20 protein-coding genes are annotated in these 21904 nt (G+C 50.8%); 13 read left to right on the top strand and 7 right to left on the bottom strand.

Annotated features, from left to right (window positions below; translation table 11 throughout):
- Window positions 1–116 precede the first annotated feature (116 nt).
- The 3 genes from hisS to hisG are packed head-to-tail and all read left to right on the top strand — an operon-like array spanning window position 117 to window position 3423.
- A complete protein-coding gene (gene hisS / locus ACJAZW_RS06405; RefSeq protein ID WP_415156219.1) occupies window positions 117–1601 on the top strand; it encodes a histidine--tRNA ligase in 1485 nt (494 codons plus the stop codon).
- Window positions 1602–1606: 5 nt separating this feature from the next.
- A complete protein-coding gene (locus ACJAZW_RS06400) occupies window positions 1607–2695 on the top strand; it encodes an ATP phosphoribosyltransferase regulatory subunit (protein WP_415156217.1) in 1089 nt (362 codons plus the stop codon).
- Window positions 2692–3423 (top strand): ATP phosphoribosyltransferase, encoded by a 732-nt coding sequence (gene hisG, locus ACJAZW_RS06395; RefSeq protein WP_415156215.1) that lies wholly within the window; start codon window positions 2692–2694, stop codon window positions 3421–3423. The genes ACJAZW_RS06400 and hisG overlap by 4 nt, the downstream gene beginning before the upstream one ends.
- A 53-nt stretch (window positions 3424–3476) precedes the next feature.
- Here the strand turns inward: hisG and ACJAZW_RS06390 are convergent, their stop codons facing one another.
- Window positions 3477–3860, bottom strand: coding sequence for a DoxX family protein (locus ACJAZW_RS06390; RefSeq protein ID WP_415156213.1), 384 nt, complete (start codon window positions 3858–3860; stop codon window positions 3477–3479).
- A gap of 209 nt (window positions 3861–4069) precedes the next feature.
- On the opposite strand from ACJAZW_RS06390, the gene ACJAZW_RS06385 reads away from it, so the two are divergent.
- Complete coding sequence (locus ACJAZW_RS06385) at window positions 4070–4834, top strand: TSUP family transporter (protein ID WP_415156211.1); 765 nt, start codon at window positions 4070–4072, stop codon at window positions 4832–4834.
- Between the two features lie 128 nt (window positions 4835–4962).
- Window positions 4963–6672 carry a methyl-accepting chemotaxis protein gene (locus tag ACJAZW_RS06380; RefSeq protein ID WP_415156209.1) on the top strand — a complete coding sequence of 570 codons (1710 nt, stop codon included), beginning with the start codon at window positions 4963–4965 and terminating at the stop codon, window positions 6670–6672.
- Between the two features lie 601 nt (window positions 6673–7273).
- Here the strand turns inward: ACJAZW_RS06380 and ACJAZW_RS06375 are convergent.
- Window positions 7274–7441, bottom strand: coding sequence for a hypothetical protein (locus tag ACJAZW_RS06375; protein WP_415156207.1), 168 nt, complete (start codon window positions 7439–7441; stop codon window positions 7274–7276).
- Window positions 7442–7602: 161 nt separating this feature from the next.
- Here ACJAZW_RS06375 and ACJAZW_RS06370 point away from each other — a divergent pair, with 161 nt between their 5' ends.
- The gene (locus ACJAZW_RS06370) at window positions 7603–7857 is read left to right on the top strand and encodes a hypothetical protein (RefSeq protein WP_415156205.1); all 255 of its coding nucleotides are present in this window, start codon (window positions 7603–7605) and stop codon (window positions 7855–7857) included.
- Window positions 7858–8572: 715 nt separating this feature from the next.
- Here the strand turns inward: ACJAZW_RS06370 and groL are convergent.
- Both groL and ACJAZW_RS06360 read right to left on the bottom strand, forming a co-directional pair.
- Window positions 8573–10219: a chaperonin GroEL gene (groL, locus tag ACJAZW_RS06365; protein ID WP_415156203.1), complete on the bottom strand. Its 1647-nt coding sequence runs from the start codon at window positions 10217–10219 to the stop codon at window positions 8573–8575.
- Between the two features lie 51 nt (window positions 10220–10270).
- Window positions 10271–10561 (bottom strand): co-chaperone GroES, encoded by a 291-nt coding sequence (locus ACJAZW_RS06360; RefSeq protein WP_415156201.1) that lies wholly within the window; start codon window positions 10559–10561, stop codon window positions 10271–10273.
- A 320-nt stretch (window positions 10562–10881) separates the two neighbouring features.
- Here ACJAZW_RS06360 and ACJAZW_RS06355 point away from each other — a divergent pair, with 320 nt between their 5' ends.
- Window positions 10882–12030, top strand: coding sequence for a glycosyltransferase (locus ACJAZW_RS06355; RefSeq protein ID WP_415156199.1), 1149 nt, complete (start codon window positions 10882–10884; stop codon window positions 12028–12030).
- Between the two features lies 1 nt (window position 12031).
- Window positions 12032–13879, top strand: a complete 1848-nt coding sequence (locus ACJAZW_RS06350) for an ArnT family glycosyltransferase (protein ID WP_415156197.1) — start codon at window positions 12032–12034, stop codon at window positions 13877–13879.
- 97 nt (window positions 13880–13976) lie between these two features.
- On the opposite strand, the gene ACJAZW_RS06345 is transcribed toward ACJAZW_RS06350, so the two are convergent.
- Entirely contained in the window at window positions 13977–15431 is a 1455-nt protein-coding gene (locus tag ACJAZW_RS06345; protein WP_415156195.1) for a sigma-54-dependent transcriptional regulator, read from the bottom strand.
- 216 nt (window positions 15432–15647) lie between these two features.
- Here ACJAZW_RS06345 and ACJAZW_RS06340 point away from each other — a divergent pair, with 216 nt between their 5' ends.
- Together ACJAZW_RS06340 and ACJAZW_RS06335 are read left to right on the top strand one after the other, a co-directional pair.
- Entirely contained in the window at window positions 15648–16889 is a 1242-nt protein-coding gene (locus ACJAZW_RS06340; RefSeq protein WP_415156193.1) for an EAL domain-containing protein, read from the top strand.
- A 20-nt stretch (window positions 16890–16909) separates the two neighbouring features.
- The gene (locus tag ACJAZW_RS06335; RefSeq protein ID WP_415156191.1) at window positions 16910–17767 is read left to right on the top strand and encodes a TIGR01459 family HAD-type hydrolase; all 858 of its coding nucleotides are present in this window, start codon (window positions 16910–16912) and stop codon (window positions 17765–17767) included.
- Window positions 17768–17775: 8 nt separating this feature from the next.
- Here the strand turns inward: ACJAZW_RS06335 and ACJAZW_RS06330 are convergent, their stop codons facing one another.
- Together ACJAZW_RS06330 and ACJAZW_RS06325 are read right to left on the bottom strand one after the other, a co-directional pair.
- Window positions 17776–18414 carry a protein phosphatase CheZ gene (locus ACJAZW_RS06330; protein WP_415156189.1) on the bottom strand — a complete coding sequence of 213 codons (639 nt, stop codon included), beginning with the start codon at window positions 18412–18414 and terminating at the stop codon, window positions 17776–17778.
- Entirely contained in the window at window positions 18415–18807 is a 393-nt protein-coding gene (locus ACJAZW_RS06325; protein ID WP_415156187.1) for a response regulator, read from the bottom strand.
- 192 nt (window positions 18808–18999) lie between these two features.
- Between ACJAZW_RS06325 and ACJAZW_RS06320 the strand changes: the two genes are divergently transcribed.
- The 3 genes from ACJAZW_RS06320 to ACJAZW_RS06310 all read left to right on the top strand — a co-directional run.
- On the top strand, window positions 19000–19401 hold the full coding sequence (locus ACJAZW_RS06320) for an OsmC family protein (protein ID WP_415156185.1): 402 nt from the start codon (window positions 19000–19002) through the stop codon (window positions 19399–19401).
- A gap of 127 nt (window positions 19402–19528) precedes the next feature.
- The gene (locus ACJAZW_RS06315; protein WP_415156183.1) at window positions 19529–20506 is read left to right on the top strand and encodes a bifunctional riboflavin kinase/FAD synthetase; all 978 of its coding nucleotides are present in this window, start codon (window positions 19529–19531) and stop codon (window positions 20504–20506) included.
- 343 nt (window positions 20507–20849) lie between these two features.
- On the top strand, window positions 20850–21904 hold a 1055-nt coding region (locus ACJAZW_RS06310; protein WP_415156181.1), incomplete at its 3' end, for a class I tRNA ligase family protein.

Here is a 21904-nt window from a genome sequence, read left to right as displayed (position 1 = left end):
AGCATCGAATTTCGCCAATAGGCATGTCCCAACTTGTGTCCTATGGCATGATCGGCTAGGAACCCACTCGAAGCGCACAAAAAGCGCGCGAGTTTCTTTTCATTTCAGAGGCAATTATGGCCAAGAAAACCAAACGAATAGCACCAACTTTGCCCCGAGGCTTTGTCGACCGTGATGCGGTTGAAATCGCGAGCTTAGAGCAAATGTTCCATCGCATTCGTTCGGTCTATGAGCGCTATGGTTTTGACCCTGTTGAAACACCCTTGTTTGAATACACCGAAAGCTTGGGCAAATTCTTGCCAGATACTGACCGGCCAAACGCTGGCGTTTTCTCGCTGCAAGATGATGATGAAAAATGGCTGAGCCTACGCTATGATCTGACAGCGCCACTCGCACGTTACTTTGCGCAAAATTATGACGCATTGCCAAAGCCCTATCGCTCATACCGTCAAGGCTATGTGTTCCGCAATGAAAAACCAGGGCCGGGCCGTTTCCGCCAATTCATGCAGTTCGATGCGGATAGCGTTGGTGCGCCTGACCCGGCAGCGGATGCTGAAATGTGCATGATGATGGCCGATGTGATGGATGAATTGGGCCTAGGTGGCAAATTCATCATTCGTGTCAATAACCGCAAAGTGCTTGATGGTGTGTTGGCCGCTGCTGGTCTCGCCGATCAACCCGAAAAAGCGCTGATCGTATTGCGCGCAATCGACAAGATGGATCGTTTGGGCGAAGAGGGCGTAAAACTTTTGCTTGGCGCTGGACGTAAAGACGAAAGTGGTGATTTCACTGACGGCGCTGGTTTGGATGCGGTACAAATCGCGCGCATTCTCGCTTACGTGACTGCTGACGCAGACGCGGGTCAAATGTTTGACGTGCTGGCCAAGCAAGTTGAAGGCAACGAAGTTGGGGAAGCAGGGGTTGCAGAACTCAAAGAAATGCAAGCCCTGTTCGATGCCGCCGGATATGGCCGCGACAAGATCAACATCGACCCCTCCGTTGTGCGCGGACTTGAATATTATACCGGGCCGGTTTTTGAAGCTGAGTTGACCTTTCCCGTAACCAATGAAAAGGGCCAAACCGTTGTGTTTGGGTCTGTTGGCGGCGGTGGTCGTTATGATGGCCTTGTGTCGCGTTTCCGGCCAGAACCTGTTCCTGCGACAGGATTCTCGATTGGCGTAAGCCGTTTGGCCCATGCCTTGCAATTGGTCGGCGAATTGGATGTTACTGAAAAGCAAGGCCCAGTTGTCGTGCTGATTATGGACAAAGACCAAATCGCTTCTTACCAAGCCATGGTGTCAGATTTGCGCAAAGCTGGCATTCGCGCCGAGCTTTATCTGGGCGCGTCCAAGAACATGGCCAAGCAAATGAAATATGCGGACAAGCGCAACGCGCCAGCGGCGATCATTGAAGGTTCTCAAGAACGCGAAGCGGGCGTTGTGCAGGTCAAAGATTTGGTGGCGGGCAAGTTGGCCTCGCTTGAAATCACAGACAATGCTGAATGGCGCGCAGCGCGCCCGGCGCAGGTTAGCGTAAAGCGGGACGATTTGGTCGCGCATATCAAATCATTGCTTGAAACTGACAGTGCAGACGGGGCGTAATCCCGATGATGGATTTTACAAAGCAGCGCTCAGTGTTAGGCGCACGTATCGCGGCCGTTGCTGAACTTGTCTCGCCAGATATTTTGCAGCCCGCAGACCTGTTTTTTGATCTGGCGGGTGAAGATATTGGTCGACGTTTGATGTTGACCAACGGGCCGGACGGCACCACCTATTGTTTGCGACCAGATTTCACACTGCCAATTGCAGCGCAATATCTGGCGAGCAATGCGGTTGGGCAAACTCAAAGCTTTGGCTATCTTGGTCCTGTGTTTAGACAACGCGATCACGGGCCGTTTGAGTTTGATCAGGCAGGTTTGGAATTTCTTGCGCCAAAAGACAGCGACCAAACCTTTTCATCCATCATGCACTTCGCCATTGATGCTTGTGCGCTTTATGGCGAAACAGCGCCGCGCCTCCACCTGGGCGCAGTTGACCTGTTTGAAACTTTGCTCGCCAACTTAAAATTGCCCGAAGTTTGGCGCCCACGTGTGCGCGACCGTTTTGGCCATGACGCGGCAATGGGGCGGTTGCTGGACCGTCTAGCCGTGCCAGAACAGTTCAATGGCGAAAATGATCTGCCAACAGACGACAAAGAGCTAACGCAAAAAGTCGCCACCGATATGGAAGCGGCAGGGCTGTCGCCATATTCTGGTCGTCAAGCCGAAGAAATTGTGGCGCGCTATCGCGAAAAGCAAATGCTGGCGCAAGCCGCCGTATCACCCAAAACGGTGCGGGTACTGCGCGAGTTCTTGTCAATCTCCGGTCCCGCAGCAGAGCAAGCGTTTCTGGTCGCAGGTTTAGCGAAAAAAATCGGCATTAATCTGGACGCGCCGCTCGAAAAACTAATGTCTCGTTTGACTGAGCTCAAAGCGACAGCACCACAAATTGAAGTTGAGTTTGATGCTGGATTTAGCCCGCGCCTTGACTACTATACGGGCCATGTGTTCGAGCTGACCGCCAACAAAACGGGTGAAGTTTTAGCGTCTGGCGGTCAGTATGATCGCCTGTTGGAGCGCATGGGGGCGTCGGACCGAATATCAGCTGTTGGTTGTGCTATCTGGCTAGATCGGCTGGAACTGGGAGCAACGCGATGAGTTCGATATTGTTGGCAGTGCCCTCAAAAGGGCGATTGGAACAAGATACACGTAAGGCCTTTGAAAAGGCTGGTTTGACCATCGATCGCCCCGGCGGTGCGCGCTCATATTTGGGCACAATTGCGGCGCTGCCCGATGTTACGGTGCGGTTTTTGTCCGCAAGTGAGATTGCTCGCGAACTGATCAGCGGCAATATTGATTTAGGCGTGACGGGCGAAGATTTAATCCACGAAGTTGCGGCAAACGGGATCAATCAAGTGGTGATCGCCAAGCCGCTCAATTTCGGCCAAGCCGATGTGGTCGTAGCGCTTCCCAAATCGTGGATCGATGTGACTGCCATGCGTGATTTGGCAGATGTGGCCTCCGACTATCGCCATCGGCACGGCCAATGGCTGCGCGTGGCGACCAAGTACGTGAACCTAACGCGCCGCTATTTCGCGGCCCATGGCATTGCCGAATACCGGATTGTCGAAAGCTTAGGTGCAACCGAAGCCGCGCCCGCTTCAGGCGCCGCCGAACTGATCGTCGATATCACATCGTCAGGCTCCACGCTTGAAGCCAATCAGCTCAAAGTGCCAACCGACGGGGTGATCTTGAAATCTGAGGCAAATTTGGTGGTTTCAAAAACTGCCAACTGGTCTGTTGAAAAACAAGAGCACCTGAAGCGGCTGCTAGATCATTTCAAACCCGAACTGGGCGAACAAACGCTAGCGGCATTGAACGGATAAAAAGCCGCGTCCAAAACCAAATTTGGACGCGGCGAATTTGAAGCGGCGTCGGTTTAGTCTTTGTCGATCGCCATGCCGCTCGGACCATGAACCCACAACAACAAGAGCCCGCCTGCAAGCCCTAGATTTTTCAAGAACATAATCATCTGCGTCTGATCAGCAAAGTTAGTGTGTGCCAACAGTGCGCTGGCAATGCTGAATGCAGCGAGCAGCAACGCAGCATTGCGAGTTTGATAGCCAACAACAATTGCCAGCCCAGCGGCCAATTCAAAAATGCCAACCAAATAGACTGAGATGCCAGGCAACGGGATGCCGAGCGCGCCAAAATAGCCTGCCATGGCTTCGGCTCCAGTAAGCTTGCCGATGCCCGACATAATAAACAAAATTGCCAGAAGTACGCGTGCAATCAGCGGTGCCGCTTTTTTAAGTCCGTCCATTAATCTATCCTTATTGTTCGATGAAACGAAGCGCAACCTGCATTATTGTGGTCAATGTTTAAATATCGTGAATAATGACACCTTGTTTACCAATTCGATGCCAATCTGGTTGGGTTGAAAGCATCGCAAAGGATGTTTGCCGCATTGACGGATCAATGGGCTAGGACTAGCTTCCCAGCATCCTACCAATTTGAAAAAGCTAGACTACATTGGAACTTGATCTTTTCGCTTTGCTGTTTTTGGCTGGCGCCGGCTTTCTAGCTGCGTTTCTGGATGCAATCGCTGGTGGCGGTGGACTGATCAGTCTGCCTGCGCTTTTGTCGGTCGGTATACCGCCCATTGCAGCCCTTGCGACCAACAAGATGCAATCCGTAGTCGGCACCACTGTGGCCGCGATCACTTATTGGCGGCGCGGTTATATCAAATTCAAAGAACTGATTGTTCCGATCATTTTGACATTTGTGGGCAGTTTATTTGGTGCCGCCACCGCCAAGTCGTTGGATACAAACTTCCTGACGCTTTTGGTTCCAATTTTGCTGATCGGCGTATCGCTTTATTTTATGCTGTCACCCAAAATGACTGACGACGCGCGCGCTGAACGGTTGAAATTCGCCATTTTTGCGCCTGTGATGGGATTTGTCTTTGGGTTTTATGATGGGATTTTCGGACCGGGTACCGGGTCATTCTTTATTGCCGGTTTTGTCACACTATTCGGCCTCGGTTTAACCCGCGCGGTTGGAAACACAAAAGTTTTGAACGCCATTTCCAATCTCGCAGCACTTATGTTTTTCATACTCGGTGGCGACGTTGTTTGGTTGGCAGGCGGGGTCATGATTGTCGGTCAAATCGCTGGTGGCTATTTGGGAGCGCGAACTGGAATGTGCTTTGGCGCAAAACTCATCAAGCCGCTAATTGTGGTGATTTCTATGGCCATGGCCATTCGGTTGCTATGGCCGATTGTTTTTCCCGTTTAACAGGTTTTTGCCGCCTGAAAATGTTTATGGTTAATGCTGTCTTAAGCATGTTCTTCAATACTCGCGTTTGAATATATTCAGCTGATTCTGGCGTGCGCCGCTTCAGCAACGCCAGTTTGGAGTGTGGCATGCAGAACGATCAGGATCAAAAATCCGTCAATGAACGTCGCAGTTTAATGGAGTTAAGCGACGAGAGTTGTGATCGAATTGGAGCCGTAAAGTCCTCAATAATGGCGCACCTGCCCGCAGCGATGGATAAGCTTCATAGCAAAATCAGTGAGACGGATCATCTTGACCGCTTGTTTGCATCAAGCGAGCTGCGCAGCCATGCCAAAGAAAAACATCATGAACACTGGGGGTTAATCGCCAGTGGCAATATCGGGCAAGACTTTTTGCGCAGCAGCCGCCGTATCGGTGATGTGCATGCACAGATTGGTCTCGAGCCGAAATATCACATTTCCAGTTATGCGCTAATGGTTGGAACGCTTGTTGAAGGTGTAATCAAGGACCAATTCCAAGAAGCAAACCAGAAAAAAGGCATTTTCGGCCGTGGGAAATCTAGTGTTGATCCTGACGAATTGGCAAAGACCGTTTCTGCGATCATTAAAGCAACGTTCATGGATGTTGAACTTTCTGTTGGATCAATGTTCCACCACCGGCGTTTGGAAACCGAAAATGTGAATGCAGAGATTCAGCGCGTTGTCAAAGCAGCGCAATCTGGCGATTTCTCGCAGCGCGCAAAAGCTGAAGTTTCAAATGAATATTTGGTATCTTTGGTCGAGGGCACCAATGACTTAATGCGCACAGTGGGCGATGGCCTATCGCGTGCGGACGAAGTGTTGAGTGCGCTGGCCGAAGCCGACCTGACGAAGCGAATGGACGGCCAGTTTGAAGGCTCGTTTGGCCAATTGCAGGGCAACATCAACTCAGTTGCAGACCAGTTGTCCAAGCTTATCGTGCAAATCCAAGACACTTCTGGTTCGCTCAAAACGGCAACGCAAGAAATTCTAAGTGGTGCCAATGATTTGAGTGAACGCACCACGCGCCAAGCTTCAGCGATTGGCGAGACCTCTGAAACGATTAAGAGCCTGTCCGACACGGTTGGCGAAAACACAACTGAAGCCAACAAAGCCATGCAGCACGCCGACGATGTGCGCAAAACGGCTGAACAGGGCGGGGAAGTTATGGCCAATGCCAGTTCGGCAATGGAGCGCATTACAACATCATCGGAAAAGATATCCAACATCATTGGCATGATCGACGACATTGCCTTTCAGACCAATTTGCTTGCCCTAAACGCATCTGTGGAAGCCGCCAGAGCTGGCGAAGCGGGCAAGGGGTTTGCTGTGGTTGCTGTGGAAGTGCGCCGGCTAGCGCAATCTGCCGCTCAAGCCTCGTCTGAAGTCAAAGCCCTCATCGAACAATCAGCAACCGAAGTTGGTGAGGGTACGCGGCTCGTCACAGAAGCCTCACAAAAACTGCAAAAAATGGTCGAAGCAGCCCGCAAAAATAACGAGCTGATGGCTTCAATTGCGAAAAACTCAACCGCACAAACCAGCGCCATCGACGAGATTAAGGCCGCAGTGGCCGAGATTGACGAAATGACGCAGCACAATGTTGCGCTTGTGGAAGAAACCAACGCCGCAATTGAACAAACGGAACAACGCTCCACGGAATTGGATGGAATTGTTGAGGTGTTCAAAGTGGACGGCAACCAGATCAGCTACGCCAAACCCGTTAAAGTCAACGCCGCGCAACGCGCGCACGCACAAGACTTAAAAGCCAGCTACGGCGTTAGTGGCAATGCGGCCATAAAAGAAGAATGGTCTGAGTTTTAAGCGACAATCATTGAATAATTTTGGCAAGGGCGTAGTCAATTTGGCTGCGCCCTTTTTGTTTGTTCTTTGTGGTTCCCCCACAAGGGGGAGGGAAACTTGGTCCCGCATCACGTGCGGGACGGTGCAAGGGGCAAACCACGTTACAGCTGTACCGCCCCGCACTTGATGCGGGGTCTATCAAATACTCGTTTGATGCTCTTACTTGCTCAATATTCGCGTGGGCACCAACCGGCGGGGGTGCCGGGCCAGCCTGCGCGGCGTGAGCGCCAAAAGATGCCGAGCGCAGCGACCAACGGCGGCGCGAAAAAAAGCTGAAAAAGCTGGGAGAGTAGGCATAAGTTGGTCCCGGCTCGGAGGCCGGGAAGGCCGCAGAAAAGACGAGCACAAATTATCAATTGGGGCATCCCCGGACTTGATCCGGGGTCACTTCACAACTTAGCCTGACCGAGCCCCCCCACCCTTAATCCCTCCCCACCAGGGGGAGGGAGAAGCAGTCCGTGTTTTGTTCCGGCGAATATTTCACTCTTCACATACGCAGAATTACATATAAGTTTCGCCGCATTCCGGCATTGCAACTCTCCCTCTACCCATACTCAGCAAATCACATTAAAGTCGCTTTCAAGGTCAGCCCAATTGCTGACCCCGGGGTGTCGTAACTCCACCACTGGCGGCTGATGTCAGCCGAAATGATGTCTCTCCAATCCTTAGGGTCGGGGAGGCAATGGCGCATGTCCAAGGCTTCGGCCCAAAGGTCATTGCGGCTGTCCATCGACGGTCCATTAACTCCCCGGCTACCAGAGCTTTTTCGCTTTGGTGGCCGTTTTGTTTTTGACGCGCCGCCGTCGGCCCTATGGGCCTACCCCGGCATCCCCGCCGATTGGTGCCAAACATCGAGTTTGGTGAATTGGCAAAAACAAAAGGAGTTGCCAAATGGACACCGAAATCCTTAGAGAATTATTTAACGGCCCGTGGTTGCCCTATATTTTTGTTGGCGCCATCACCCTCGCCATATTCATTGCCCTTATCCCGTCGCTGATTGCCATTTGGACGGGACAGGTTTTGCTGCCAACCCAAAACCGTTCGCGGGGGGAAACACTTACAGATCAGCCAGAAGATACCCAAATGCGGGTGCTGTTCACCATTTACCAAGACGCAAAAGGCAAGGTGCGGGTGGTGAAGCATTAGCCCTGCCCACAGCCCTCATGGTGAGCTTGTCGAACCACGAGGGCGAGTGTTGTTGCGCCATCCTTCGACAAGCTCAGGATGAGGGTGGGGGAGTGGGCTTGGCTTGTATTTTTCTGCCTCACGGCTCGCACCGCAAATCGCATGACGCGCTAAACACACGAGTGTGTCCGCGCTAGTGTGTCCGCGCTATACGATTTACTGCACCTGCGCGGGTGCGGGCATTTTGTCCTCGTGCCGGGAGGCTGGAAATTGGCCGGGGTCCTCGGCATTATTGCGCTTCGCCTGTCCCTCACTTGCTCATAATTAATGCTGCTCCCCCACCCTTAATCCCTCCCCACAAGGGGGAGGGAAAAGAGGTCCCGCATCAAGTGCGGGAACAGCTACAAAGGTAGCGCATGCGAGGGACCTCCAATCGGCGGGGGTGCCGGGGAAGCGCTAAAGGCGCGACGGCGGCGCGTAAAATGCTCGGGGGTGCCGGGGAAGCGCCAAAGGCGCGACGGCGGCACGAAAAAGTGTTTAGGCACCTAAACAAGCCTTGGGCGGCTCAGCTCGAAACCTTTAGGTTTCGCGCCCGCGCAGGTGCAGTAATTTGCATTGACCGGACACACTAGTGTGTTTAGGTCGTCATGCAAAATTGCGGTACGCACCGTGAGCTAATACAAAAAAGGGCGACCCGAAAGCCGCCCTTAATTCAATAAACGTTAGAGTGCAGAGCTTAGAAGCCCATACCCCCCATGCCGCCCATGCCACCCATATCAGGTGCGCTGCCACCAGCAGATTTCTCTTGTGGAATTTCGGCAACCATTGCTTCTGTTGTGATCAGCAATGAAGATACAGACGCTGCATCTTGAAGTGCTGTGCGCACAACTTTAACAGGATCGATGATGCCCATTTGGATCATGTCGCCATATTCAGAAGTTTGCGCGTTGTAGCCGTAAGTTTCAGAAGAATTTTCCAAAACTTTGCCCACAACAACAGAGGCTTCGTCGCCAGAGTTGGTCGCGATTTGGCGAATTGGAGCTTGAAGCGCACGACGAACAATGCCGATACCAGCTTGTTGATCAGCGTTTGCGCCTTTAACAGTCAATGCAGATGAAGCGCGAAGCAAAGCAACGCCACCACCAGCAACAATGCCTTCTTCAACCGCAGCGCGTGTTGCGTTCAATGCATCGTCAACGCGGTCTTTGCGTTCTTTAACTTCAACTTCAGTAGCACCACCAACTTTGATAACAGCAACGCCGCCAGCAAGTTTGGCCAAACGCTCTTGAAGTTTCTCACGGTCATAATCAGAAGAAGTGTCTTCGATTTGCGCTTTGATCTGACCAACACGACCTTCGATGTCGTCTTTAGAACCAGCACCGTCAATGATTGTTGTTGTTTCTTTGGTGATGTCAACGCGCTTAGCAGTGCCCAACATGTCCAAAGTCACAGACTCAAGCTTAATGCCGAGATCGTCAGAAATCACTTGGCCGCCAGTCAAGATCGCGATGTCTTCAAGCATTGCTTTACGACGATCACCAAAACCAGGAGCTTTAACGGCAGCAACTTTGAGGCCACCGCGCAAACGGTTCACAACCAATGTTGCAAGCGCTTCGCCTTCAACATCTTCTGCAATGATGAGAAGCGGACGAGAAGACTGAACAACAGCTTCAAGGATCGGCAACATAGCTTGTAGGTTTGAGAGTTTTTTCTCGAACAACAAGATGTATGGATCTTCAAGTTCGGCTGTCATTTTTTCAGTGTTGGTCGCAAAATATGGTGAAAGGTAACCACGGTCGAACTGCATACCTTCAACAACTTCAACAGTTGTTTCAGACGTTTTAGCTTCTTCAACTGTGATAACGCCTTCGTTGCCGACTTTTTCCATTGCGCGTGCAATTTCTTCGCCGATAAAGACTTCGCCATTTGCAGAGATCGTGCCAACTTGAGCAACTTCTGCGCTTGTTGAGATGTTTTTCTTAGCTTTTGCAAGGTTTTCGATAACCTCAGAAACAGCCAAATCGATACCGCGCTTCAAATCCATTGGATTCATGCCAGCAGCAACCAGTTTCACGCCTTCAACCACGATTGATTGAGCCAAAACTGTAGCTGTTGTTGTGCCGTCACCAGCAACGTCATTGGTTTTTGACGCTACAGAACGCACCATTTGTGCGCCCATATTTTCGAACTTGTCTTGCAAGTCGATTTCTTTGGCTACAGTTACACCATCTTTTGTGATGCGTGGTGAGCCAAAAGATTTCTCAATAACAACGTTACGGCCCTTAGGACCAAGCGTTACTTTTACAGCATTGGCCAGAATGTTAACGCCGTTGAGCATTTTGTCGCGCGCGTCGGTGCCGAACTTTACTTCTTTAGCAGACATATTGTTTGCTCCTTAAGAATTTCAAAAAATGGGGGGTGAAAAAGGCTCGGATTAGCCTTCAACCACGCCCATGATGTCGCTTTCTTTCATGATCAACAGGTCTTCGCCGTCAATCTTAACTTCGGTGCCAGACCATTTGCCAAAAAGCACACGGTCATTGGCTTTCACGTCAGGCACAATGCGCTTGCCATCTTCGTCGCGGGCGCCTGGGCCTACTGAAACGATAACGCCTTCAGAAGGTTTTTCTTTAGCTGTGTCTGGAATAATGATGCCGCCTGAAGTTTTTTCTTCAGAATCGACACGACGTACGACTACTCGGTCGTGTAGTGGACGAAAGCTCATGCTCGTTCCCTCAATTTAGTTATTGTCTGTCAAAAACAAAGGCCATTAGCACTCTGTGATAGTGAGTGCTAACAACCAACGTTGAATAGATAGTAAGCCGACCCATTAGAGTCAAGGATAACTAAGTGAACTTTCTTCAGCCAAATTTGAAAAAACGATAATTTCCAGCCCAATACCACGTCATCGTGTCCACTTTGCCGAGGATAGAGTTAGCGAATTTGCCAATTCTTTGTGACAACAATTGCCTTTTTTTGCTCAGCCGCGTAAGCCTTTGCGCGATAAAAGAGGGATATGTCCTCTAAACGGCAAAACAATTGATCATGAGTATTGTGATGGACCGCACCAGCGAAACGCAAAGCCAACCTGACCACGTAAACACAGAGCCGCAACTCTCGCTTGTTGTGCCCACTTATAATGAGGCGGGCAACGTCGCTTTGCTAGTTGAAAAGCTTGAAGGTGTTCTGGCTAACATCCAATGGGAAATCACCTTTGTTGATGACAATAGCCCTGACGGTACCGCCGACGTGGTAAAACAGTTGGGCAAATCCAAGCCTTATGTGCATTGCATTAAGCGGATTGGGCGACGCGGGCTTTCCTCAGCCTGCATTGAGGGCATGGCGTCGAGCAACGCTGACATTGTTGCGGTGATGGACGGTGATCTACAGCATGACGAGACTGTTTTGCCGCAAATGTTCGCAATGGTTTCTGGTGGCAAAGATTTGGTGCTTGCATCGCGTTTTTATGGCGGTCAAACGGCGGAAGAAGGGCTGACAAAATTCCGTGAAATGGGATCAAACGCCGCCAATTGGATTGCAAATCTTGTCACCGGCACCAAAATTACTGACCCAATGACCGGCTTCTTTATGCTCAAACGCGAGCGGTTTGAGCATGTCGCGCCAAATCTGTCGAGCGAAGGGTTTAAGATCCTGCTCGATATTATTGCCACTGCCCGCAATATGGGTGCGCCGTTAGACATTGGCGAAGTTGGCTTTAAGTTCCGCGCGCGGCACGAGGGTGAAAGCAAAATGAGCCCGCTGGTGGCGTTTCAGTTTGTCGGCCTTGCGGCTTCAAAAATGACAGGCGGTCTGCTCCCGGTCAGTTTTTTACTCTTTGCCGCGGTTGGATCGCTTGGGGTTCTGGTGCATTTGGGCGCGCTAACGATTGCCAGCAGCTGGTTTGGGTTCAATTTCACCAACTCTCAATTGTTCGCAACAATTGTTGCAATGACGTCGAACTACCATCTCAACAACATTCTCACCTACGCGGATCGGCAGCTGCGGGGCGTAAAATACTGGCGCGGATTGTTAAGTTTTTACGCGGTGTGCGCAATACCAGCGATTGCCAACGTTTCGGTTGCCGCATTTTTGTTTGAGAAGAACTCGCTTTTCTATGTGGCCGCCATTGCCGGCATTCTGATTAGTATGGTGTTTAATTACGCCATGACCCGTATTTTTACATGGGGCGACTAATATGCAGCTAGACGTTGCAAATTTTCGGCATCGGCTATTGGCGCCCAAAGGGCAAATTCGGACCGCAGTGATCTGGTTGATCATAGTGACTGCGCTTTATCGGCTTTGGGGTGCGTGGGCCATCGATCTGGTGATTGGTGAAGCCTATTATCTAAGCTCTGCCCGTCAGCTCCATCTTGGCTATTTCGATCAGCCCCCGATTTTTATTTGGGTGATCTGGCTTACCAAAACCCTGACCGGCAGTGAAGCGCCGATTATTTTGCGCCTGCCGTTCATCTTGATGTTTTCGGGTGCCACATGGATGTTTTATCGCATCGGCGTGCGTTTTCATTCAGAGCGAGCCGGGTTGATGACGGCAATTATCGCGAACATCCCAATACTCTTTACACTTTCAATTGGCTCCTGGATGCAGCCTGAAGCGCCGTTGACATTGCTGTGGTTGGTCGTCGTCTGGCTGTTGATGGATATCTTTTGGACCCCTCAAAAACGCACACCGTTGCTGAGTTGGCTGTGGGTTGGGGCGGTGCTTGGTTTGACCTTCATGACCAAATATCAAGCGGTATTTTTGCTTTATGGGACGGGGTTGTTTGCACTTTTCAATAAGGACGCGCGCAAATGGATATTGCATCCTGGACCCTATTTGGCGATCGCGGTTTCTGTGGTCATATCGCTGCCCGTACTGATCTGGAACATGCAAAACGACATGGCATCTTTTGCTTTTCAAGGCAGCCGGGCTCTGGGCGATCAATTCAGACCTGACTGGTTGTTGCGTATGATCGTCGGGCAGATCATCTATATGACCCCGTGGATTGCGTTGCCTGCGCTTTGGGTTGGCGCAAAATCTCTGTTTAAAGGACCTGTCACCTCTTATCCGGAGAATACACCAGCAGGCATGGGCTTTTTCTTCGTGATGCTGGCCCATGGTCCAATCGTATTTTTCACCATGGTTGCTGCATGGTCAGACACGCAGTTTCATTTCCACTGGCAAGCCCCGGGCTATATGATGCTGTTCCCGATTTTGGGTGCCATATCGGCGATCCTTTGGGACAAACACCGTGCGGTCGTGTTGGGGTGGCTGGCCATAGGTGCATTTCTAAGCGCTTTGGTGATGACAGCCCTGATTTCCCACACCGTGACGGGTTGGGCGCGCGATTATTTTCCAGCAGGGGAAGACCCCACAAACGGCGCATTGCGCTGGACCGAGCTCGAGGATTTTTTCGTCAGTGAAGGCGTGTTCGAGCAAGAGAACACTTTTATCGCGGGCTACTTTTGGACCGAATGCGGGATGATCGATAATGTGGTGCGCGGCAAGCTGCCTCTGGCTTGTTTGAGCGATGATCCGCGCAATATTGCCTTCAATATCGATCTGGCTGCGCGCGAAGGCAATGACGCCTATGTTGCGGCTGTTATGCACAGCGACGCCGCAGTAATGGCAGGCCTATCAAAGGTTTTTGATAAAGTTGAGCGGGTGGGCGAAGTGACGCTGATGCGATATGGCGCAGCCGCGATGAAGCCGATTAGAATTTATAAGGGCAAGGGCCTCCGGGTTAATCGTCAGTTCACAGATTTGGACGCCAGCACTGTTGAATTGACATTGTTGCCCCGCACCCAAATTGCCAAACTCAGCGGCAAGATTTTGCAGACACCGGCCAGCACACCGCAAATTGTCGACGTGTTGATAGATGGCCGAGAAATTGGCAAGGTTGAATTGTCGGGTATTGAAACTGAATTTGAAATCACAGCCCCGCGCAATTGGGCTGTTGGCATGCGCGATGTGATGATTGAACTGAACTCACCAAGTGGTACGCCACTTGTTTTTGAACAGCTTAGCGTGACGATCAGCGACTAGTTTGCTTGCTGCCGGATCATTTTGTTTCGATCTCATCGATGCAATGTGTGCCTGCTGCGCAACTGCGGCCGTATGACTTGTGCGTTGCAGCCATCGCCTAAGCAGCGTGCTGGGCTTCAGCTTCCAGTTTTTCCCACGACAGTTTTTTGCGATAGATCGTTGATGGACTGATTTCCAGCGCGGCGGCGGCTTGCGATATGTTGCCCCCGAAGGCGGACAATGCATCCTCGATGATTTTTTGCTCTTGCCGCCACAAAGGCAACATTTGTTCGCCGGCAGACCGGGCGTGTCGATTGGGAATATGCGTATTTGGTACGGGCACGGAAGCGGGGGCTGCGTTCGATTCGACATCGGCAAGCCGCACCATGCGCGACGTCACCAATTCACCCTCGTGCATCACCACAATGCGCCGGATAAGGTTTTGGATTTGGCGCACATTGCCCGGCCATTCGCGGTCCATAAACTGATTAGCGGTTTCGCGATCAAACCCAATAAAGTGCTTGCCTTCTTCTTGCGCATAAAGGGTCAAGAATTTTTCTGCGATCGGCATAATATCAGCTGGGCGCTGGCGGAGTGGCGGTAAATGAATGGGCAAAACATGCAAACGATAGAACAGGTCCTCGCGGAACTGTTTTTCAGCAATCATTTGCATTGGGTTGCGGTTGGTGGCGCAAATAATGCGCACGTCAAGCTCGCGCGGCAACGCTTCGCCAACGCGCGTGATGGAACGGGTTTGCAAAAAACGCAACAATTTGGCTTGCAGGCTGAGGTCAAGTTCGCCGATCTCATCTAAAAACAACGTGCCGCCATTGGCCAGCTCAGCTGCCCCTTCACGATCTTCCATTGCGCCAGTAAACGCACCTTTGACCACGCCGAATAATTCGGTTTCCATTAGATCGCGCGGAATAGCGCCGCAATTGATAGCAATAAAACGACCGGCTTCTCGAGGTGAACGCGCATGCAACGCCTCAGCGCAAATTTCTTTGCCTGTGCCGCTTTCTCCCGTAATAAACACGGGTGCTGCGGATGGGGCAATCCGCCCGATTTGCTCGTAAATCACTTGCATTTCCGCAGATGCGCCAACAAATCCTTCAAAGTCCATCGTGTCGCCGCCTGATTTTGGCCGCGCAAACTGTCGACGCTTGCCGTGGCGAACCGATAATTCATCCAACCGCTCAAAAAGACTGGTGGCAGAAACAGGTTTTGCAAAATAGTCGTGCGCACCAGACCGCATGGCGGCAACGGCCATTGAAACCGACCCGCCCTCAGATAAGGCGAGCACCAAAGCGCCGGGCGCTTGACTGGTCACGCGCAATAAAGCCGCTTCAGCATTGGGGTCAATGTCAAAAATGGAACCCAAATCACAGATAACGATGTCAAATTCATTGGCTTTTAGGGCGCTAAGCGCAGCACGGCCATTGGTGACATGGGAACAAGGCACATCGTCTCCCCAGTCTTTGGAAAGGTGCGCAACGCATTCACTTTGAACCAAATTGTCCCGATCAATGACGAGGACTTGGGTAGGACACGACAAGCCATGTGCGACAGGCATTATGGCATTACTCCCGATTCTGGGTCTTCTTTTCGCATTCTTGCTTGTCCCAATTCTTTCGAAATAGGGTAAACAAAGTGTATGCAACTGACGCATAATTGAAAAATAGTTTGAGAAATAGTCGTTCATAGAACCAATTGCCCCTCTTTGAAGCAGGCGTATGAAATGCTAAGACTATGAAATGACGGATTCTCGTTGATAAGGGAACGAATAGCCTTGCGTGCAATCGTTTTGTTTTTTTTGGCTGTCGCTTGCCTGAGCGTAGGGATAACAACCTATTTTGCGCTGGGCTTCACGCTAATCGAATCGTTCCTTGTCACCATCGTGGCGTTGCTCAGCAGTTTTGTGTTCATTGAAGCGTTATTTAGACGCCGAACCGAGACCTATTTGGTCAAACAGACTGAGGAAATTGCGCGCCAACTCACGTCTGTTGCCAAAACCACAGAGCAATTGAGTGATCAGGTTTCTTATCTTGCGAACTTAAATCTGAAAGAGCGCACCGATAATATGGAAGCAGATGTTTCTGTTTTAGGCACGGTCGTGCGCCAACTCGCCGAAGCGGTCGCCGAAATGGAAGAAGCTCAAGCAGCGTTGCGGTCCAACAATTCACGCTCCGGCCATGCCTATGGCGTTGACGGTGATGCATCAGGCGGCGGCGGATTTGAAATTGTTGGCGATGAGCCCCTTGTGTCGATTGAAGACATTCAAAAAGCACTGGCAAACAACGAGGTCGAACAATATTTACAACCTATTGTCAGCCTTCCACAGCGGCGCACGCTGGGCTATGAACTCATGCCTAAGCTGAGGACCGATGATGGTGTGCTGCACGACGCGGAAGACTTCTTGCACCATGAGGATCAAACCGGCACAATTTCAGAACTCGAACAATTTTTGATCAAGCAAGCGGCGAGTATCATCCACCGCGCCAATATTACTGGTGATCCGACAAACTTATTTGTGCCAATATCTATGTCCCTATTAAGAGATAAGCAGAGATGTATCAGCGTCGCGTCTTTGCTGAATTCGAACCGCGCTGTGGCCGCGAGTTTGGTGCTGACACTACCTGAGGCAAGCTACGATGTGCTGAGTTCTGCGGACCGGTTGTCGCTTGATGAATTGGTTAAAAGCGGTGCAAAAATTTGTCTTGATCACGTACGCTCCCTGCGTTTGTCTTTCCAGCAAATGTCCGAGCGTGGCGTGAAATATGTTAAGGCTGACGCGCAAGCATTCATCAATAATCCGCTGGACTACACCGATTTCCACCGCGCTGACTTGGCCGACTATGTGGAGCGATTTGGTATTGGCTTGATCATGTACAATGTCACAAGCGAAGACCACGTGTTGGAACTACTCGACGATAAAATACCATACGCTCAAGGCAAACACATTGCTCAAGCCTCTCCAGTTCGACCTGACTTGGCATCAGAAAAACCGCCCAAACGCCGCGCCACGCAATAATTGAAAAGGGTTTGACCAACATGACAACGTCAATTCAACGGCGGGGCCTTGGTGCTGTGCGTGATAAATTTAACGTGGTCTTTTGTGATGTATGGGGTGTGCTTCACAATGGAGAACGGATTTATGGCGGCGCTGTTGAGGCATTGCAGAATTTCAGAAAAGCTGACGGCGCGGTCATTTTGGTCACCAATGCGCCCAGGCCCTCAGCTGAGATTGTTCAGGATCTGCTGGCAACGGGGGTGCCCAGCGATGCGTTTGATGGGTTGGTCAGCTCGGGCGAAGTCACCCGCGACCTGATTGCAGATTATGCAGGTCAAACCATTTATCGGCTTGGGCCGCAAAGTGACGATGGCTTGTTTGCGGGCATCGACGTGAAATTCGGACCGCTCGACAAGGCAGATGCGATCATTTGCTCAGATTTAGAGCTTGGCCGCGCGCCTAAAGATTATGCGCAAGAAGTTTTGGACTGGCAGGCGAGGGGCTTGCCTTTCATCTGTGCGAACCCGGACAAGTTTGTCGAAATTGGTGATCAGATGATTTATTGCGGTGGGGCGCTTGCAGATGTTTACGCACAAGCGGGCGGAAATGTCATCATGGCTGGGAAACCGTTCCCGCCAATCTACGAAAAAGCCAGCCAGTTGGTATTATCAGCCTGCAATATCGCTCTGAGCGATCAGCGTATAATTGCCATCGGCGATAGCGCCAGAACCGACGCCACTGGTGCCGCCAACATTGGAGCGGGTTTTTTGTTTATTTCCGGGTCAATTCACGCGCACGAATTGGGCGACATAAATGCACCAGATGAAGCGCAAATTGAAAAACTATTGGCACCAACTGGGGCAAATGTAGTGGGCTACAGCCCGTTTTTGGTGTGGTAACTCGAGCCCTAAAACATCGCGTCGACAGCATCTTGGTCGATGCCTTCGCCTTCTTTTGCGGGGCCTTTGACCAAACGCGTGCGATTGCGTTTTTCCGTTTCACTGACTTTGGCTGCGTTGGGTATGATTTGATTATTTTCAATCATCCGGCAAAGCACGCCAATTCTTTCTTCAATGACTTCCACGGTTTGAATTACCCGCGTTACCCGCTGCCCGGTCAGGTCTTGAAACCCACACGCTTCAAAAATTGCCATCATATGCTGCTCGACAAACTTGGCGTAGGCTTGGGGGTCGGACTTGTCTGCATCGACCACTTGTTCGGCAATGGTCATGATCGAGTTGGTTGCAACTTCAGTCGCCGAAACAATCGCGCCCAGTTCGCGACCCATTTCAGGAATGCGCCTTGAAAAAATGTCGTCCGGGTCCACTTTTGATAGGTCGCCGCGCAACTCTTCGATGCAATCAAGCATTTCCTTTAGCTCGCGATACATCGACTTATCAAGGCTACGCACCAGCGGTTTTAATGCCGACGTCACTTTCTCTGCCATAGCGATAACCTCGCGCAACGGTATTGCGTCGTCCGCCCGTGCGTCCAACTGCTCCGCTTGATCGGGGATATGATCTTCAATCACTTCAGCCGTGTTCATTTATGCCACCTGTTGCTGAAACACAGCTTCAATTTTGCCCAGCAAAATTTCCGAAGTGAATGGTTTGATAATGTAGTTGTTAACGCCCGCACGTTTTGCCGCAATAACGTTTTCTGTCGCGCTTTCTGCGGTGATCATGATGAATTTGGTTTGCGCTGTTTCGGGATTGGCCCGCACAGCACGTAACAATTCAAACCCGGTCATGGGCTCCATGTTCCAATCCGAAATCACTAAATCATATGTGTTGGTTTCGAACTGTCTTAGCGCGGCTTTGCCGTCCGATGCTTCATGGACATTTTCAAAGCCCAATTGTTTTAAGAGATTGCGCAAGATGCGCAACATGGTGGCGTAGTCATCAACAATGAGAATACGCATATTTCGATCTAATTGCATGGTTGGTCCCCAGTACATTTCCAACACGAACTGTCGGCCACAATAGCCCTCGACGCTGAAATCGCGGTAAACCACCGCTTGCGGGAAAACACCTATAACCCACTCGCTACGCTTTGCCGCTTGGAATACTCATTGAGCGTGCAGAGAAAAACAGCCATCATGCAAATAGGATCACACGCAAGAGGCCAAAAAATGCTGGAATATCAAATCACAGCCCATCGTATCGACGCTAATGGCAGCACAGCTCAGGCTGGGGCAGCGGAAATTGTGCTAGATACGTGCTTGGATGGACGGCCAGATGCGTTTAATCCAGCAGAGCTTTTTTTGGCGTCAATCGCAGCGTGCATGATCAAAGGAATCGAGCGAGTTTGTCCCATTCTTGGTTTTGAACTCAGCGGCGTAAAGGTGCAGCTACATGCAAAACGCCAAGACGCACCGCCGATGATTACTGCCGTTGATTATGAAATAGTCGTCACCACGCAAGAGAGTGAGGTAAGACTGGAATTGTTGCACAAAAATGTCAAAAAATATGGAACGATCTTCAATACAGTAAGCCAAGCGGTTGCCATTGAAGGGCGCTTGGTGCGTGGGTAAATCCAGATTGACCTAAAGCATGACTTTTGCGTTCGCTTTTGTGCCTTGCAAATGAACAATGAAAAGGGCAGGTTGCACCGCAACAAATTTGGTATTGCCAGTGATGGCGAAAAGGATCAACGCAACTATGGCGTTTTCACTTATTGAGGACCTTTCTCAATTCCCTAGCTCATTGCGTGGGGCCACCATTGCCATTGGCAATTTTGATGGCTGTCATCTTGGACACCAAAAAGTCTTTAGTGCGGCAAAAGAAAAAGCGCAAAAGTTGGGCAAGCCAGCGCTTGTGCTGACATTTGAGCCACATCCACGTGACGTTTTTGCGCCGCAACCGTTCATGTTCCGCTTGACGGAGCGCGATCAAAAAGCCCGGCTTGTGGAAGCGCTTGGGTTCGACGGGATCATTGTGATGCCGTTTAATAAAGACCTTGCGGGCAAAACGGCTGAGGAGTTCGTTTCGGACTTTCTCGTCGATTCGATTGATGTGAGCGCGGTGGCCGTTGGCGCAGATTTTCACTTTGGTAAGGCGCGCGCTGGTACGCCTGCGTTCTTAGCTAAATCCGGCGAATTGCACGGCTTTGATGTCAAAATTTGTGGCATGTTGGACGACAAAGAGGAAACAATTTCGTCGTCTCGCGTACGCGATGCGCTTCGGGAGGGCGATGTGCCTGCTGCAAACGCATTGCTCGGCTATCATTTCTTTATTGCAGGCGAAGTCAGCCACGGCGACAAGCGGGGCCGTGAGTTGGGTTATCCAACGGCAAACATTGCGCTTTCGCCTTTTGAAGGCTTGAAACTGGGCATATATGCGGTGCGGGTGCAGCACAATGGCAAAACATATGACGGTGTGGCCAGCTATGGTCGCCGCCCGATGTTTGATAATGGCAAAGCGCTGTTTGAAACGCACATCTTTGATTTTAAAGGCGAGATCTATGGCGACAAGCTAGAGGTCGCGATCACCAAATACCTGCGCGGTGAGAAGAAATTTGATGGTTTGGACGATTTGATTGCGGCGATGGACCACGACAGCATTGAAGCAAAAGAAAACCTTCTCGACGAAAAAGCGATCACAATTTTGGATGAAAAACTCGGCTTTTTCAAGCTATAGCAATGATGCTATCGCTACGGATAAGTTGACTTTAGAGCTGTTTGTGCATTATTCGATCTGGGACCAAAACCAAAGTTTTTGAGCAAATGAACCGCATGATTGCAATACACAATATCTATCCAGCTGGGCGCCGCATGGCTTGCGCTGTGATTATTGGTGCATTTGACCCCATACCACGAATTACCAGCCGGCCTTCGTGAACTGGCGCAATTTGCGCAGTGCGAAGTGTCGGATGACCTCATATATCGCCAAAATGCTCAACCAAAATGAACTGCCAAATGATAGTCCAGTTCAGAGTAAACGGCGTTTCAACTGAATTTCCAAAATATGGATTTGATCCAAAATGACCGATCATCAAGCGCCCGCAAGCGAAGCGCCACAAGCCGATAAAAAAGACTATTCTGCCACACTGAACCTGCCAAAAACCGACTTTCCAATGCGCGCTGGATTGCCCAAACGCGAGCCGGAATGGCTGAAACGTTGGCAAGACATGGACCTATATGGTCAATTGCGCGAAACCTCAAAAGACAAAGAGAAGTTTACGCTGCACGACGGCCCGCCCTATGCCAACGGCAATATCCACATTGGCCACGCGCTCAATAAAATCCTTAAAGACATTATTGTGCGTTCCATGCAAATGCAGGGTTTTAACGCGGCCTACGTGCCGGGCTGGGATTGCCATGGTTTGCCGATCGAATGGAAAATCGAAGAAAAATACCGCGCTAAAGGCAAAAACAAAGACGAAGTGCCGATCAACGAATTCCGCAAGGAATGCCGTGAGTTTGCGGGCCACTGGGTTGATGTGCAGCGCGAAGAGTTTAAACGCCTTGGCGTAAATGGTGACTGGGCCGACCCATACATCACCATGAGCTTTGACGCTGAAGCACAAATCGCCCGCGAACTGATGAAGTTTGCAACGTCCGGCCAACTTTATCGCGGCTCTAAGCCTGTGATGTGGTCTGTGGTTGAGCGTACTGCTTTGGCGGAAGCTGAAATCGAATATCACGATTATGAAAGCGATGCGATCTGGGTGAAGTTCCCGGTGAAGGCGACGACTGATATCGACACTGTCTTACGTCCAGGAGAAGAAGACACTCAAGTTCAAGCTGAATTAATTCGCAACGCGTCGGTTGTTATTTGGACGACGACGCCTTGGACAATCCCGTGTAACCGGGCAATTTCGTTCTCCAACAGCATTTCTTACGGTCTGTATGAGGTGACTGAAGCTCCAGAGGACAATTGGGTCAATGTGGGCGAGAAGTTGATTTTAGCCGACGCGCTGGCGGACGAAGTGTTGGCAAAAGCACGAGTCAATGGACGTAAACTGTTCGATGTGCTGCCTGACACCCTCGTTGGAATCGAATGTGAGCATCCACTCGCAGGTCATGCCGACGCCTA

Origin of the sequence: Maritalea sp., assembly GCF_047634455.1 — a bacterium.
Lineage (GTDB): Bacteria > Pseudomonadota > Alphaproteobacteria > Rhizobiales > Devosiaceae > Maritalea.
This window is presented reverse-complemented; position numbering and strand designations above follow the sequence as displayed.